Genomic DNA, 16115 nt, shown 5'->3' on the forward strand with positions numbered 1-16115 from the left:
TTAGCCTACGCTAATTATTATGTACTGGGTGTAAGCAATTGTAAGATTATGTTTTAGGAAGGGCTTGTTGACTTTTAAAGATTGAAATTTGTTCAATCTAAGGACGATTTAATCGTGGCGCGAGGTTTGTAATCTAGTAACAAAGAGTCAATCTCCTTAGGCAGAACCCTTTGGGCAGCGCATTTTGGTATTAATACTACGTTATCAACTATGTATGATTAACAACCACACTACATAGGCTCTGCCTTGCTTAAATACCAAACAGTCTGCTGCAAATTCAACCTCAAAAAATAAACAGGCCCAACAAGAAAGGTAGCACATAACTCATATGGTAGCTAAGCGCTTTTAGAAGTGCTTGGTTGTTAACTACATTGCTTATTTTGCTCATTTAAATAAGCATCTACAAAATCTACTTCCATCGGTTTTGAAAAGTAATAACCTTGTAGGTGAGATACACCAATTTTAGTGAGTGTGTTTGCTTGCTCAATAGTTTCAACGCCTTCGGCAACAACAGTAAAATCTAAAGTAGAGGCCATTTGTACAATTGCATGAATAATACTTAACCCTCTTTTATCCATATTTTGAATAAAGCTTCTGTCTATTTTTACTATATCTACACCAATATCAAGCATGCTTGATAGTGATGAGTAGCCTGTACCAAAATCATCAATTGAAATACAAAAGCCTTGTTTTTGTAGTGCCTTAACGGCTGTCAAAAATGTGAGTTTATCCTCGGCAAATACTGACTCAGTAATTTCTATGTGTAGGTTTTTAGGTTCTACCCGGTGGCGATTTACTATTTTTAATACCTTAGATACAAAATCAGGATCTTGTAGCTGAATAACCGATACGTTCACGCTTACTGCAATTTTTGTCGGTAAATGGTTGAATTTATTTGCTTGTATACATGCTTGTTCTATGACCCAGAGGCCCATTTGGGTTATTAAACCGTATTGCTCGGCAATAGTTATAAACTCATCAGGGAAAATATTTTCACCGTCTAGTTGCCAGCGTAATAATGATTCGAAAGAGGTTACTTTTGATGTTTTGCTATCTACAATTGGCTGAAATACTAGTCTTAAACTGTTTTCTTCTATGGCACTGGCTAGGCGTTGACTCAACAGGTACTCTCTTTCTTGTTTTAATTTGAGTGAATCGTTATAAATATTGATATTACCTTTAGCCATGCGTTTTTGGTGATACATTGCAATATCCGCAGAGCGAATTAAGGTATTTAAATCACTCCCGTGCTCAGGGTACATGGCCATTCCAATAGTTGCTGATACCCATTTTTGATATTTATATGTTTCATGCTCGGCGCTAATGCTTTGAAGCACTTTATTAGCAAATTCGATAAGCTCAGCTTGATTTTGATAGGTTGCTAAAATTAAAAACTCATCTCCGCCCCATCGACATTTAAAAAGTTGTTGGTTACATACATTACTAATTCTCAGTGCTATTTCTTTTAATACTTTGTCGCCTACTTTATGCCCCAATGAATCATTTATTTGTTTAAAGCCATCTAAATCTACGAATAATAAAGCAAAGGGTTCTTTAGGGTTATCTGCTAGTTGTTTGTTTGCATTTTTTAAAAATGCGGTACGGTTTAATAGATTTGTGAGTGGATCGGTATTCGATAAGCGGTAAATTTCTTCAGTGCGTTGTTCGACCTTGTTTTCCACTTCATTAAGCAGCTCTCTGTTTTGGTTTTTGAGCTTGATTGCACTGTGTGTAAATGTGGCTGATTTGTACGAAGAGGCAATCATGATTGTGGCAAAAGTTAAACCTAATAACCCCAATACGTGTTGGTAGTGATCGTTTGAAAGCGCTAGCAAAAAAGAGTAGGGCGCCAATAAAGTAAAACTATATAGAACAGCGGTAAAACGACTTCCAGACAGCAAATTTGCAGAGCCACCGGCAAGCGCCGATAAAATAGCGATGGTCGTAGTAACTTCCACCGTAGATGAAGTGCTATGAAACCAAAGAGCATAACCACACCAAGACACGGCTGTTGATATACAGCCAATAGCAAAGCGATTTAGATAAGAATGTGTGTTGTAAGGTTGGCGAGAATTTTGAGCTTTCAAAAAAAGCCCTACATCAATAATACGTAAAGTAAGCACGCACATCATTATGCCTAACCAGACTACTTTATCGTGGTTAGTTTTCTCATTAGTTATATCAAAAGCAAATACTAAAGCAACGCTGACTAGTACAGAGACTGCAATTCCGGAAATAGCATTCGAGTATAAAATTTTGAGCGCTTCTTTTCGCTCATTATTACTTAAATTGTTATATGGCACTAATTAAAACCTTTTTCAAAAACAACCCCTAGGAAATTAAGTAAACCATTTAGCAAATTACACTAATGCAATACTGGTAATACAAAGAGCTTAATAAGCCTTTACGCAGCTAAATAAAACTTTAATGTAAAGTAAATATAGTTTACGGGAGGGATAAAAAAAGTTTAAAAAGTAAAAAGGCCCAAAATAAATATTTATTTTGAGCCTTAAAATTATCAAGCAGGTTAAAGTGTTAACGACTTTACTTGCTGTTCTATAGATTTAACCTTCGAAATCGCTATCGTTATGGCGCTCTGCCATTTGCTCTTCTTCAGGACCCCATGTGCGATTTACGCGACGACCACGCTTAACAGCGGGGCGCTCTGATATTTGCGTAGCCCAGCGTACAACATGGGTGTATGAGGCAACATCTAAAAACTCTGCTGCATCATATAAAGCTCCAAGCACTAACGATCCGTACCACGGCCAAATTGCAATATCGGCAATTGAGTATTCATCACCTGCCATGTATTCATTTTCGCTTAAATGTCGATTTAACACGTCAAGTTGGCGTTTAGTTTCCATGGTAAAACGGTCAATAGGGTATTGCATTTTACTTGGTGCGTAGCTATAAAAATGACCAAATCCGCCACCTAAGTAAGGCGCTGAGCCCATTTGCCAAAATAGCCAGTTACGACACTCAGTTTTAGCTTTTAAATCCTTAGGGATGAGTACATCAAATTTTTCAGCTAAATACTGTAAAATAGAACCAGATTCAAAGATTCGAGTAGGCGGCGTGGTTGAATGATCCATTAGCGCTGGGATTTTTGAGTTTGGATTAATATCAACAAAGTCAGATCCAAACTGATCGCCATCACCTATGTTTATTAAATATGCGTCATAGTCTGCATCGGTGCAACCAAGCTGTAAAAGCTCTTCAAACATGATTGTAGCTTTTTGGCCATTAGGTGTCGCAAGAGAATAAAGCTGAAATGCGTGCTCACCAATAGGTAGAGTTTTGTCATGAGTCGCGCCTGCAATTGGGCGGTTAATGCTGGCAAACTTACCGCCACTTTCACTTTCCCACGTCCATACTTTTGGTGGCGTGTATTCGTTTTTATCACTCATAAATAACCTCTGTTAGATGAAATACATATATGGTAAATGTGGCCATAAAAAATTAATTAAAGGCCCTAATACTTAATTTACCGACCTTTTAATTTATCGGCTTTTGCTAATCTATAACCTAAAAACAACCCGCTTAGCGCTCCAAATAAATGGCTTTCAAACGATACATGATAGCGCTGAGGTAAAACACCCCATATAAAACCGCTATAAAGTATAGCCACTACAACTGCAATTATAATTGATTTTAATGAGCGTCTTACTAAGCCGTAGCATAGAATAAAGCCCCATAAACCATATATAACACCGCTTAAACCAACATGTATGTTACTGCGCCCAAATGCCCAAACTAACAGTCCACCGACTAGAGCGGTAAAAATAAATACGTTATAAAAACGTTTTACGCTGTACTGGCAAATGAGCCAGCTTAATACTACAAATGGGATCATATTACTGGCAAAGTGCCACCAGCTACCATGTAAAAAAGGTGCGCATAGTATGCCAATTAATCCTTGGATACTACGTGGATATATGCCTAAACCATTAAGATTTATGCCAGGTAGACTATTGATCACCTGTAGTACGAAGCAAATAACAACAATACTAAATATTGCGAAACGGGTACTCGTTAGTAATGACAGTGTGGTTGGCTTGGTTGCCATATAATCGCCCTAATTGACTTTAAGAGCTGCCAGTATAGGAATTGTATTTGCTAATGAAAAGCAATTAAAAAAGCACAGCATAAAATGCTGTGCTTAATTTTAATTATTACTCACTATTAACCTAATTTAGTTAATAGTTTTTTTGCAGCTAGTTCAGAGCTTGCTGGGTTTTGGCCGGTAATTACTAAACCGTCTTCTAGCGCTAATACGCCCCAGTCGTCAGTTTTTTGATAATCGCCGCCTTTTTTAATTAGCTCGTCTTCAACTAAAAATGGCACGATATCGGTAAGTTGCACTGCAGCTTCTTCAGAGTTAGTAAAACCAGTTACTTTTTTACCCGCTACTAATGCATTGCCATCGGCATCTTTAACATTTAAAAATGCAGCACTTGCATGACATACCGCAGCAACAGGCTTTTGCTCTTTTACAAAGCTTTCGATAAGCGAAATTGAATCTGTGTTGTCAACTAAGTCCCATAATGGACCGTGACCGCCTGGGTAAAATACAGCATCAAAATCGTTAGATTTTACTTCACTCAACACTTTAGTGTTTGCCATAAGTGTTTGTGCTGCGCTATCGGCGTCGTAACGTTTAGTTGCATCAGTTTGAAAATCAGAAAGCGTACTTGTCGGATCAATAGGTGGTTGACCGCCAGCTGGAGACGCTAATGTTACTTCAACGCCTGCATCAACAAATGCATAATAAGGGGCTGCAAATTCTTCTACCCAAAAACCTGTTTTTTCGCCAGTGTTACCAAGTTCTGCGTGAGATGTAAGAACCATAAGTATTTTTTTAGACATTGAATATATTCCTTCTGATGATTTGAATTAGTTTATCTTGCTTACCAATTACTATATGCACTAAAAGAGCTTTAAACAACGATGATAAATTTAACTTTATTGGTTTAATAATTGATACAATAGAGGGGTTGAATTTAAAACACGCTACGGAGCACATATGAAGGTGTCGTTTGAGCAGTTAAAGAGCATGGTCGTATTTGCGCAAATTGTAGAGCAGGGCAGCTTAACCGCTGCGGCTAAACAGTTAGGGCTTACGCGAGCAGTAGCGAGTTATCATTTAAAAAAGTTAGAAACCCAACTTGAAGTCACTTTATTAAATCGCTCAACTCGTACCATGGCGCTGACTGAGGCGGGCATTGCTTATTATGAGCGTTGTAGAATAATTACCGAACAAGCTAATGCAGCTAATCAGCAAATAGAAAATATAAAGAGTGAGCCACAAGGTTTACTTAAAATTAGCTGCCCTGTGAATGTGGGAATGCAGCTAATTGTGCCCGCAATAAATACGTTTAAGCGCCAATACCCTAAAATTAAAATAGACTTACAGCTTACTGACGATGTGGTTGATATTATTAAAAATGGGTTCGATTTTGCAATTAGGGGTGTGGCACTGAGTGACTCCAACTTGCAAGCAACCAAGTTGACTACAATGAGCACTTGTATTTGTGGCGCGCCGGATTACTTTACACATTTTGGTAAACCTAAAACGCCTTTAGAATTGGCAGATCATCAATGGGTGGTTTATCAGCTAGGAAGTAAAACGTTAACACTTTCAAAAGATGGCAAAAAACACGACATTGCAATGCAAGGCGCCTTAAGTACTAATAACGCAGCTGCACGTACTGCCTTTGTAGAAGCGGGGCATGGCATTGGGCGTATTCCGCTTTACGATGCGTGGCCTAAAGTACAAGCTGGGCTGCTTGAAATAATATTAGATGATTATAAAAGCAAAGATATTGAACTGTACGGAGTATTTCCGCCAGGAGCTGCGGGCTCTAAAAAGCTACGATTATTTATTGATTACTTAAAAGCATATTTTGTAAAACAGCATACCGCCTTAGGTATGCTGAAAAGCGTTTAATTATTTTCGCTTTTAAAGCATTTATAAAATACTTATAAAGTACGGCTAAATAATGCAACCGCTTGTTGATACATATTAATTGCAAGGGCTGCATCGTATCGCTCACCTTCATCACGCATAAAGGCATGTTGGGCATTAACTTCTTGCCATTGGTAATTAATGCCTGTGTTTACGCATTGCTGGTATATTTTAGTGCGACCTTCTTGTGGCACATGCGGGTCTTGTTTACCCCATATAAAGTGAATTTCGCCTTGTATATCAGCCATGCGTTCAAATGAGTTATTACCTAATTTTGCAGGTAATGTATTGCTATGAATATCAGTCGCGTATAAGCAAAAAGCCGCTTTAATTTCAGGATTAAGCGCCGCTCTGTAAGCTAAATGCCCGCCAATACATACGCCCATAGCGCCTACTGTACCTGTGCAGTAATGTTGCTGCTTTATAAAGTCGATCATGGCTTGCGTGTCGCTATCATGATGCTCAAGTGGCTTTGCCCACTTATCTGCATTGCCTTTGTCTTTACCTGTATCATCATAAGCAAGCACAGTGCCCATAGGATTTAACTCGTGAAACACTTCCGGTACTAATACCACAAAGCCATGGCTTGCTAAAATAGCTGCGCTGCGTGCAATAGGTGCAGTTTGCTGAAATATTTCAGAATAAAAAATGATAGCAGGGAATTGCCCTTGCGCCTGAGGGCGATATACGGTTGTTCGCATTAAACCTGTAGGTGTTGGCAAGTCTGCATTATGTTGTTGAATTATCATAAAAGCGCTCAGTTAAATAAAATTATATAATGATATGGTAACTGAGCGCGATAAAATAAACGACTTTTGTTGTCGAGTATTTATACCAACCTGCATAAATCTTTGATCAATTTAACGAATTAAATTTCACTATAACGTCGTTAAAAATTTTTTATTTAGAACAACTAGATAAAAAATTTTTGCCTAGTTCTAGCGTAATTTTCTTAACGTTAAATAGACCCCATATATAAGCAGATTGGTATTAAATACTTGCAGGCATTTTATTACAACTAGCGTAATAACTTACGGTAGCCGGCCAATCTGAAAATATAGCCATTACCCCCACGTCTTGTGCGAGTACATCAACGACCGTCATCATATCGCCATCGTTATCTATAACATCAGCAATTGATTGATAGTAATAACCACCACCTTCATTAAGCGGACCTGAGCGCTCAAGGCTCCATGCAATAAGCTCTAAACCTTCTGCTTTTGCGTCAATTGCGTATTGTGATGGCACGATATTATTTTCGTTATCTATTGTTAGCATCATCCAAATTGGAGGGGCTAAAATTTTAACGCCATCAGCCACTAACTCATCCATACCCGGTTGCCATGTTTGTGGGTTACTTGTATCAAATCCGGCTTCACTGTCGCGACCATCTAGGTATACGCTTTTATCTGCAAAGTCAGGGTTAGTGTTAATCCAGTATTTTACGTCATCAAGGTTAAACGATTGCGGATAAACTCTTGAGGCTGGCACGCCCATTTGTGTGTACTCGTCTAGCATTTTTTGCGCATATTGCTCTTGCGTCATTCCATCAAATGGCATGCTTACTTGTGGTGATTTTAGCTCTGGGGTCATTTTCACCCCCATCCCATTAAACAGTGTAATGCTTTGTTTATGGGTCATCAATGTGCCGTTGGTGGCATATAAATCAGTGCGCCAACTTGGTGTACCATCCATGTAATCGGCAACGGTAGTTGCATTAGTGTTTGCACCATCCATTTTACCTTCAAGGGTTAAAAATTCCGCTAAGCTTATATCGCTGGTACAACACTTTGCAGAAGCAGCAACACCATTAGCAGGGTCTGCTGGTGTAAATGGCACACTGCATTTAGCTGCAAGTTCAGGAATGGCTAAAATATTAGTTGTGGTGTGTAAGTCGCATTGGGAGTGGCGACATACTAGTTCTTTATCGTTTGTAAATGTAACATCGCATTCAACAATGCCTGCGCCCATTCTAGCTGCAGCAATGTAGGCTTCTTTAGTATGCTCAGGGTATTGCATTGATGCACCGCGATGACCAATAGAAAAGTCGGTGCGGTAAAAAGGACCTTCACTGCATGACTCTAATTTTGTTTTTAAGTTGCTGTCGCTCATATCATCTACTAAATAATAAGGGCGAGTGCCTAGTTGAATATCTGGCGCATCACCGTTTGGTACTTCTACAATAACAGGCGTAGGCACTTCAACAATCTCAACTTCTGTGCTGGTAACAACCACTTCTTTTTCTACTATTTCTACATCGTCGTCGCAGCCTGCAAGTGTGGCTAACAATATACAGCTTGTAAGTAAGGTAATACGTTTCATTGTTTATCCTTAAAAAGTAAAATTTGTACTACCTTAATGATTATTAATGACAATTTTGCTACAAGCTTATTAATTTACTTTTTTATTAAGCATTTGATTCACTAATAATGCACCTAACATTATAGCTGCTCCAATACTTAACCTGACTATGTCAGCGTCTCGGTTCCAAATTAGTACGTTAACAATAATCCCTGCTGGGATAAGTAAGTTATTCATGACTGCCAGAGCTCCAACGTTGACGAGTGTTGCGCCTTTATTCCACATAAAGTAACCAAGGCCTGATGCAACAACCCCTAAATAAATCAGTATGCCCCACTGAGTAGAAGTGGTTGGTAATTTATTTGAATTACCAAATAATGCATAACAAATTGTGGCAATAATAAGTGCGCCTATAAAAAACCATCCAAATACGGTTTTATCATCAAGCTTATTGTTCATCATTAAGCGTTTATAGGTTACTTGGCCTACAGCAAAACTTATGTTCGCACCTTGAACTAATAATAAGCCAATTATGAAATTGCTATTTAGGTTTTCGTAACGAATGGTAATTGCACCAATTACAGCAATAAGTGCGACTATAAAAAAGCGTGGGTTAAAATGTTTGTTCAATGCATCATTTAGCAAGGTAATGTACAAAGGAGTCATTACTGTAAATAGCAGTACTTCGGGGACGCTTAAAAATAAAAAGGAGTGGTAGTAAAAGCTATACATAACACCAAGTTGTATAGCGCCAATCAGCATAAGCTTTAAGGCTAAAGGTTTAGGTGTTTGTTTAAACTTTAAAAGTGGTAAAAATACGAGGGTTGCTAGTGCTATGCGAATTAACACACTAAACCATGCATCAACCTGACCTGCTAAATACACGCCAATTAAACTAAATGAAAATGCCCAAAGTAAAGTTACTGCAAATAAGTACCGCATAGCCGTCGTCTTTAAATAATTAATGGCAGCAGTTTATCTGTTATAAATTAATGTATAAACAATAAAAGCCCGCAAGCGGGCTTTTATAAAAGTGAGCTTAATAAATTAAGTTATTTATTCAACTAAACCACGGCGCTTAAGTAGTGCGTCGGTAGTTGGTTTTTGACCTCTAAACTCAATGTAGCTTTGCATTAAGTCGCGGCTGTTACCTTTTGATAGGATTTCTTTACGGAACTTATCACCATTTTTACGTGTTAAGCCGCCGTTGTTTTCCATATGTGCAAAGGCGTCTGCTGCAAACACTTCAGTCCATAGGTACGCGTAGTAACCCGCTGAATAACCACCTGCAAATGTGTGGCTAAAGAAGTTTGATTTGTAACGCGGTGGAACAGGGTAGTAAGCAATACCGTGTTTTTCTAGTGCGTCTTGCTCAAACTTTTGAACGTCAGCTACTTTTTTATCAGAACCAAATGAATGCCATTCCATATCAAGTAGGGCAGCGGCTAAATATTCAGTAGTGCCGTAACCTTGGTTGAATTTTTGCGATTCAAGTACTTTATCAAGTAAAGCTTGTGGAATTGGCTCACCTGTTTTGTAATGTTTCGCATAGTTAGCAAGAACGGTTGGTTCAATCATCCAATCTTCATTTGCTTGTGACGGAAACTCAACAAAGTCACGCGCCGTTGCAGTACCCGCTAGGCTTGGGTATTTAACATCTGAGAATAAACCGTGTGCAGCATGACCAAATTCATGGAACATAGTAGACACTTCGTCAAACGTCATTAGCGTAGGTTCGCCTTCTGCAGGCTTTGGAATGTTTTGCGCATTGTAAATAACAGGTTTAGTGCCTTTTAAGCCACTTTCGCTAACGTATGCGCTCATCCATGCACCGCCACGTTTACCTTCACGTGCGTAAGGGTCTAAGTAAAATAAACCAATAGCGCTGCCATCAGCGTTAAATACTTCGTATACGGTTACATCTTCATGATAAACAGGAAGGTCTTTACGTTCTTTAAACGTAATACCGTAAAGTTTGTTCATCGCAAAGAATAAACCATCGTGAATAACCGACTGCATTTCAAAGTATGGCTTAACAAGTGCAGGGTCTAAGTTGTACTTTTCTGCACGTACTTTTTCAGCATAAAAAGTCCAATCCCATGGTTTAAGCTCAAAGCTTTCGCCTGAATCGTTAATCACTTTTTGAATAGCAGCCGCTTCAATTTTTGCTTTTTCAACCGCTTTTGGCGCTAGGTCATCAAGGATGCCGTAAACGTTTTCAGTTGTTTGTGCCATACGCGACGTCATTACATAAGAAGCCCAATCTTTATAGCCTAAAAGCTCTGCTTTTTGGGCACGTAGGTTGGTTTCTTTAATAATAATAGGACCGTTGGTTTTTGCTGCGCGGTTTGCAGAGGCTTTAAAAATACGCTCACGTAGATCGCGGTTTTCAAGGCTGCTTAAGATAGGCTGCTGTGTTGTGTTAACAAGCGTGATCATGTAGCCGTCTTTGCCTGCTTTTTTAGCTGAAGCTGCAAGACCGGCAATTTCACCTTCAGAAAGACCTGCTAATTCACTTTTATCTGTAACTACAATAACGTCTTCTTTAAACGATTTTAAAATGTTTTGTGAAAATTCAGTAGATAGCTGAGCTAGTTCTGAGTTAATTTCACGCATTTTAGCTTTTTCAGCGTCGTTTAACTTAGCACCCGCTTTTACAAACTGCTTGTAGTAAAAATCAACTAGGCGTTGATCTTCAGCATTTAATTTATCTTGATTGTCGTAAATTGTTTGTACGCGCTTAAATAACTCGCCATTTAGGTAAATATCATCTGAGTGAGCAGATAGTACCGGCGCCATTTTTTTGCTAATGCGTTGGTATTCGTCATCTGAGATTAAGCCTGATAAATTGAAAAACGCAGCCGATACGCGATTTAATAGCTCGCCTGACAATTCCATTTCAACTAAGGTATTTTTAAATGTTGCAGGAGCAGGGTTGTTAGCAATCGCTTGGACTTGCGCTGTATGCTGCGCAATACCAGCGTCAAAGCCTGCTTCGTAGTCTTTTGTACCAAATTTATCAAACTCTGGTGCCATATATTGTAATGGGCTTGGCTTAAATAAAACATTGTTTGCGTTCATGTCTTGCACTTGTGCTGCACCTTCTTTTGCCATGTTTTGTGTATCGTTAGATGAACAGGCCGATAATATTAAGGCACTAGCAATAGTAGTGGCGATCAGGGTTTTACGCATAATAACTCCATAAAAAGATTAGCCGGAATAGGCTTTGCGAGTCGAAAAACCTAGTTAACTTATCAAATTTTGGAGTTTATACAATAAAGTTTATCGGTATTAAGGGGGATTTGAACGCAAATTAGCTAATATTTAGCTTTAAGGTAGGTAAAAGTAGCTCTAAAAGTAAACACTTGAGCTACTTAATTAAGCGGTCGAGCCATTGTTTACTTAGTTATATCCAAGTACAAATTTTCTCTCAGAGCCAAAACTGCTAGGTTGTTGTTGGCCAAATTCTTTGTTAATAGTTGCCAAGGCTTGCTCTTGCTCCGCAAGAAGACACAAAATTTTATTTCGATAATCTAGACTACTTTCAAATAAATGTAAGTCTACCTGTGGCTGCAATGTTGCCAACCTTTGATTTAAAGTTAGTTGTGACATAGTGATCTCCAGTGCTTGTACACTATTTATATAGCACTCGGTGCAATAAAGAGTTAATAAATTGTTCATAAAAAGCATATTGAACTTATTAACTTGGCGTTTTAGTTATATTATGACTGCTAAACTTACCCAACACTGAACCGCTTTCACTTTATAGCGATTTTAATTTAAAGCGCTCCTTTGCTTGTTTTGGAAAATAAATGACGTTAGAACACATAAACCAAATTCTTGCCTTTGTTGTATTTAGTTACAGCGATGTACACATTACCGTAGCAAAAATTATTAAAGTGCCTTTAATACTTTTCGCTATTTGGTTTATTGTGACGCGTATTGGCAAGCTAATAACAAAAACATTATTGGCAAAAAAACTAAGCCAAGATGCCGTGCATTTATTTACACGTATCTACTTTATTTTAAGTATCGCAATTTTAATTTTTACATCTTTAGAAGTATTAAGCATACCGCTGACTGCGTTTGCTTTTGTTTCAGGTGCAATAGCCATTGGTGTAGGCTTTGGTGCGCAAAACATAATAAATAACTTTATTAGTGGCTGGATATTGATGTGGGAACGTCCAATACGTATTGGTGACTTTTTAGAGGTAGGGAATGCAAAAGGCGTAGTAGAAACAATTAACACTCGCTCAACGCGTATCCGTCGAAATGACGGCGTACATATGCTTATTCCTAATTCTCAATTGCTCGAAAATACAGTAACAAATTGGACGCTAATAGATGGCAATGCACGCTCATCGGTCAGTGTAGGTGTTGCATACGGTTCAGATGTGATACTGGTTAAAAAGCTTATTCAACAAGTGCTTGACGACCATGAAGCAATATTGGTTAATCCAAAGTCGTCGGTATTATTTGATGACTTTGCTGATAGCTCGCTCGTATTTAATGCTATTTTTTGGGTGTGCGCCGAGTCCGAAACCATGCTTAGAAAAGTGCGCAGTGATATTCGTTTTAGTATTTACGCTGTATTTGAAAAGCATGATGTAGTGATTGCCTTCCCTCAGCGCGACATTCATATCGACGGTGAAATTGCGTTTAAGCGCTCATAATCCAAATACAGTAGCTATTTAAAGTCATTTTTGGATGGCTTTATTTGTATATAAGTAGATGTTTCTATTTTAGGTTAACATGTAAAACAATCCATTCTTCCTACTCCAGTTTATTAAAACCAACAAAGGACATATGTCCGCACTATTAGGTTTTTGCATCTAAATAGTGATAAAAATGCGTAATCTTGTAGTTAAATGTTGCAAAAAAGTTTCTAATTATGTCAATATTTATGCAGTAAAATTATTACAAAATGATATAATCTTAATCGTTCGTTCAGCCTTATAGCATCGTTTTTGTACTCTCGATAATAAGGTCCGCGCGCATGACGCAAGTCGCGAAAAATTGAACGAGCCCGCAACTTACCTTCAAGGTATAAGTAGCGCAACACAAAAAACCGTTGAACAAGAGTGCACAAAAAAGGTTAAACCCAACATGAAAGCAATGAAAAGATCTACGTTAGCCACCCTAATCAATGCAACGTTGTTCTCTGCAGTAGCAGGTACTTCATTTTCTTCTTTAGCCGCTGAAGAAGCAGCTAAAAAAAGTAACCAACTAGAAGTTATTCAGGTAACAGCTCGTAAACGTGTAGAAAACGCTCAAGAAGTACCAGTAGCAGTATCTGCTCTACAAGGTGATAACCTTGATGCGTATAGCTCAGCTGGTATGGATATTCGTTTTTTAAATGCGAAAATTCCAAGTTTATCAATTGAATCTTCATTTGGTCGTTCATTCCCACGCTTTTACGTTCGTGGTTTAGGTAATACCGATTTTGATCTGAATGCATCACAACCAGTGTCACTTGTTGTTGATGAAGTCGTTCAAGAAAATGCAATTTTAAAAGGCTTCCCAGTATTTGATGTTGAACGCGTAGAAGTATTACGTGGACCACAGGGAACTTTATTTGGACGTAACACGCCGGCTGGCCTTGTTAAGTTTGATACTGTTAAACCAAGCCAAGAATTTGATGGTTATGGCTCTGTTTCATACGGTAGCCGTGGCGCTGTTGATACAAGTGGCGCAGTAGGTGGTGCTTTAACTGACCGTTTATCTGCTCGTGTTTCATTATTATGGCAAGATAAAGACGATTACATTGATAACCAAGCGCCAGGCTTTGAAGCTAAAGACGAGCAAGGTGGTTACACTGAAAAAGCGGCACGTGTTCAATTTTTATATGAAGGCGATGATTTTACTGCTTTATTAAACTATCACACACGTGATTTAGATGGCTCGCCAATTGCCTTTCGTGCAAATGTAATTAAAACGGGTACTAATGAGCTAGTAGATAACTATGAAAGTGATGTTGTTTATCAAGATGCGGCATCTCGCTCTACTCAACAAGTAGAATCTGAAGGTGCAAGCTTAAAGCTTGAGTGGGAACTTAAAAATCACACAATCACTTCAATTTCTGCATGGGAAAGTGCTGAAATTTATTCTCGCGCTGACATCGACGGCGGTTACGGTGCTTCTTATATTCCAGATTTCATGGGGCCTGGTTTTATCCCTTTCTCTTCAGAAAGTGCTGATGGCATTCCAGATCACGACCAGTTGACGCAAGAGCTACGCTTATCTAGTAACTTTGATGGCGATTTAAATTATCAAGTAGGTGTTTTTTACTTCGATGAAGAACTAACAATTGAAAACTACAGCTACGATACATTCTCAACACCCGATGCTGGTGCTTTAAATGGCTATGTTCGTCAACAGCAAGATACTACAGCTTGGGCTGTATTTGGTTCTGTAGATTATACTTTTTCAGATGATTTAAAAGTAACAGCGGGACTTCGCTACTCTGACGATGATAAAGATTTTGTCGCTGACCGTACACTTAGCCCAATTGGCGGTGGTGCTTTACTAGTAGAGCGTGATGTTAGTGACGACCATGTTAGCTGGGACTTATCTGCAAATTATAAAGTAAACGATGATGTTAACTGGTACGGCCGTGTAGCAAACAGCTTCCGCGCACCTAGTTTACAAGGTCGTATTTTGTTTGGTGATGATGTAACAACAGCTGAATCAGAAACTGTAACATCGTACGAAACAGGTATTAAATCAGACGTGTTAGATGGCCAAGGTCGTGTTAACGCGACTGTGTTTTATTACACAATGGACGACCAGCAACTTACCGCTGTAGGCGGTGGTGCTAACTTTAACCGTTTAGTTAATGCTGATAAAACGACTGGCTATGGTTTTGAGTTAGATACGCAGTGGGTATTAAGCGATGAGTTTAATGCAACGTTTAACTTAAGCTACAATAAAACAGAAATTAAAGATAACGATTTAGCTGTCGCTGTTTGTGCTCAATGTACTGTAACTGACCCAATTAATGGTTCTGGTCTTGCTGTACTTGATGGTAATAGCTTACCGCATGCTCCTGAGTGGATCTCTAACTTTACGCTCCGCTACACTAAAGAACTTGCCGATGGTAACTTCTTCGCTAGCGGTGATATTTCTTATCGCAGTAAAATCAATATGTTCCTTTACGAATCAGTAGAGTTTGAAGGTAAAGAGCTTATTGAAACAGGTTTGCGTACAGGTTACACATGGTCTGAAGGCGATTACGAATACGAAGTAGCCGCTTTTGTTCGTAACTTATTTGACGAGCAACAAGTTATTGGAGCTGTAGACTTTAATAACAATACGGGTATTGTTAACGAAGAACGTTACGTAGGTGCTGAGTTTAAAGTTAGATTTTTCTAACTAATAGCTAAAAGTATTTACTTTAAAAGCCTGCATTGCGCAGGCTTTTTTATTTGTATAACCCCTTTTAGAGCTGCTAAAGTAGCGCCTAATTGGTTTATTTAAAGAGAAGAGCAATGGCTGGATTTTGGAATTACCGTGTAATTTTTTGTGAAGCAACGAAAGATGAAGCAGCGCAATATCAAATACACGAAGTAGAATATAATCTGAACGGTAAAGTGACTAACTGGTCAGAAACAGGCGCAGCCCCTTTTGGTACAACACTTGATGAGTTGAAAGATGACTCAGATCGTTTAAAAACAGCATTTGAAAAGCCTGTACTTAAAGTTATGCGTAAAACGCGTGGCTACGAGCTTGTTGATGTTGAAACAGGTGAGGAAGCAACGGGTGAGCCACCAGCAGGCTTAACGCAATAACAACAATTTAATAAAAGGTGCTTAAGGCGCCTTTTTTATTGTCAAAATTTGGCTTAGGT

Annotated in this window: 13 protein-coding genes; 4 read left to right on the plus strand and 9 right to left on the minus strand. The window is 38.6% G+C overall.

The features are described 5' to 3' along the window. Window positions 1-362: 362 nt before the first annotated feature. The 4 genes from CXF64_RS18930 to CXF64_RS18945 form a co-directional block, all read right to left on the minus strand. The gene (locus tag CXF64_RS18930; RefSeq protein WP_101217779.1) at window positions 363-2303 is read right to left on the minus strand and encodes a putative bifunctional diguanylate cyclase/phosphodiesterase; all 1941 of its coding nucleotides are present in this window, start codon (window positions 2301-2303) and stop codon (window positions 363-365) included. A gap of 261 nt (window positions 2304-2564) precedes the next feature. After that, window positions 2565-3410 (minus strand): glutathione-dependent disulfide-bond oxidoreductase, encoded by an 846-nt coding sequence (gene yghU, locus CXF64_RS18935; protein ID WP_007581288.1) that lies wholly within the window; start codon window positions 3408-3410, stop codon window positions 2565-2567. Window positions 3411-3487: 77 nt separating this feature from the next. Continuing rightward, on the minus strand, window positions 3488-4069 hold the full coding sequence (locus CXF64_RS18940) for a rhomboid family intramembrane serine protease (RefSeq protein ID WP_010555361.1): 582 nt from the start codon (window positions 4067-4069) through the stop codon (window positions 3488-3490). A gap of 116 nt (window positions 4070-4185) precedes the next feature. Beyond that, on the minus strand, window positions 4186-4869 hold the full coding sequence (locus CXF64_RS18945; protein WP_101217780.1) for a type 1 glutamine amidotransferase domain-containing protein: 684 nt from the start codon (window positions 4867-4869) through the stop codon (window positions 4186-4188). 157 nt (window positions 4870-5026) lie between these two features. Here CXF64_RS18945 and CXF64_RS18950 point away from each other — a divergent pair, with 157 nt between their 5' ends. Then, window positions 5027-5950: a LysR family transcriptional regulator gene (locus tag CXF64_RS18950; protein ID WP_010555363.1), complete on the plus strand. Its 924-nt coding sequence runs from the start codon at window positions 5027-5029 to the stop codon at window positions 5948-5950. Between the two features lie 32 nt (window positions 5951-5982). Here the strand turns inward: CXF64_RS18950 and CXF64_RS18955 are convergent, their stop codons facing one another. The 5 genes from CXF64_RS18955 to CXF64_RS18975 all read right to left on the minus strand — a co-directional run bounded on the left by CXF64_RS18955 (window position 5983) and on the right by CXF64_RS18975 (window position 11881). Next, window positions 5983-6717 (minus strand): dienelactone hydrolase family protein, encoded by a 735-nt coding sequence (locus CXF64_RS18955; RefSeq protein WP_101217781.1) that lies wholly within the window; start codon window positions 6715-6717, stop codon window positions 5983-5985. A 241-nt stretch (window positions 6718-6958) separates the two neighbouring features. Continuing rightward, on the minus strand, window positions 6959-8290 hold the full coding sequence (locus CXF64_RS18960) for a glycerophosphodiester phosphodiesterase family protein (protein ID WP_101217782.1): 1332 nt from the start codon (window positions 8288-8290) through the stop codon (window positions 6959-6961). Between the two features lie 69 nt (window positions 8291-8359). Continuing rightward, window positions 8360-9211, minus strand: coding sequence for a carboxylate/amino acid/amine transporter (locus CXF64_RS18965; protein ID WP_101217783.1), 852 nt, complete (start codon window positions 9209-9211; stop codon window positions 8360-8362). A gap of 114 nt (window positions 9212-9325) precedes the next feature. Continuing rightward, window positions 9326-11461, minus strand: a complete 2136-nt coding sequence (locus CXF64_RS18970; RefSeq protein ID WP_101217784.1) for a M3 family metallopeptidase — start codon at window positions 11459-11461, stop codon at window positions 9326-9328. Window positions 11462-11671: 210 nt separating this feature from the next. Continuing rightward, window positions 11672-11881 (minus strand): hypothetical protein, encoded by a 210-nt coding sequence (locus CXF64_RS18975; protein ID WP_076925434.1) that lies wholly within the window; start codon window positions 11879-11881, stop codon window positions 11672-11674. Between the two features lie 200 nt (window positions 11882-12081). Here CXF64_RS18975 and CXF64_RS18980 point away from each other — a divergent pair, with 200 nt between their 5' ends. From CXF64_RS18980 to CXF64_RS18990, 3 genes are all read left to right on the plus strand, one after another. After that, window positions 12082-12942, plus strand: a complete 861-nt coding sequence (locus tag CXF64_RS18980) for a mechanosensitive ion channel family protein (protein ID WP_076925435.1) — start codon at window positions 12082-12084, stop codon at window positions 12940-12942. 433 nt (window positions 12943-13375) lie between these two features. Further along, window positions 13376-15640, plus strand: a complete 2265-nt coding sequence (locus CXF64_RS18985) for a TonB-dependent receptor (RefSeq protein ID WP_101217809.1) — start codon at window positions 13376-13378, stop codon at window positions 15638-15640. A 116-nt stretch (window positions 15641-15756) separates the two neighbouring features. Continuing rightward, a complete protein-coding gene (locus CXF64_RS18990; RefSeq protein ID WP_101217785.1) occupies window positions 15757-16056 on the plus strand; it encodes a hypothetical protein in 300 nt (99 codons plus the stop codon). The last annotated feature ends 59 nt before the right edge of the window (window positions 16057-16115 follow it).

The sequence above is a fragment of the Pseudoalteromonas sp. GutCa3 genome (assembly GCF_002836155.1).
GTDB classification, from domain to species: domain Bacteria; phylum Pseudomonadota; class Gammaproteobacteria; order Enterobacterales; family Alteromonadaceae; genus Pseudoalteromonas; species Pseudoalteromonas arctica.

Coding starts and splice junctions, on each gene's coding strand:
- yghU (WP_007581288.1), bottom strand. CDS start 3,410: ATGAGTGATAAAAACGAATACACGCCACCAAAAGTATGGACGTGGGAA.
- CXF64_RS18940 (WP_010555361.1), bottom strand. CDS start 4,069: ATGGCAACCAAGCCAACCACACTGTCATTACTAACGAGTACCCGTTTC.
- CXF64_RS18945 (WP_101217780.1), bottom strand. CDS start 4,869: ATGTCTAAAAAAATACTTATGGTTCTTACATCTCACGCAGAACTTGGT.
- CXF64_RS18950 (WP_010555363.1), top strand. CDS start 5,027: ATGAAGGTGTCGTTTGAGCAGTTAAAGAGCATGGTCGTATTTGCGCAA.
- CXF64_RS18955 (WP_101217781.1), bottom strand. CDS start 6,717: ATGATAATTCAACAACATAATGCAGACTTGCCAACACCTACAGGTTTA.
- CXF64_RS18960 (WP_101217782.1), bottom strand. CDS start 8,290: ATGAAACGTATTACCTTACTTACAAGCTGTATATTGTTAGCCACACTT.
- CXF64_RS18965 (WP_101217783.1), bottom strand. CDS start 9,211: ATGCGGTACTTATTTGCAGTAACTTTACTTTGGGCATTTTCATTTAGT.
- CXF64_RS18970 (WP_101217784.1), bottom strand. CDS start 11,461: ATGCGTAAAACCCTGATCGCCACTACTATTGCTAGTGCCTTAATATTA.
- CXF64_RS18975 (WP_076925434.1), bottom strand. CDS start 11,881: ATGTCACAACTAACTTTAAATCAAAGGTTGGCAACATTGCAGCCACAG.
- CXF64_RS18980 (WP_076925435.1), top strand. CDS start 12,082: ATGACGTTAGAACACATAAACCAAATTCTTGCCTTTGTTGTATTTAGT.
- CXF64_RS18985 (WP_101217809.1), top strand. CDS start 13,376: ATGAAAGCAATGAAAAGATCTACGTTAGCCACCCTAATCAATGCAACG.
- CXF64_RS18990 (WP_101217785.1), top strand. CDS start 15,757: ATGGCTGGATTTTGGAATTACCGTGTAATTTTTTGTGAAGCAACGAAA.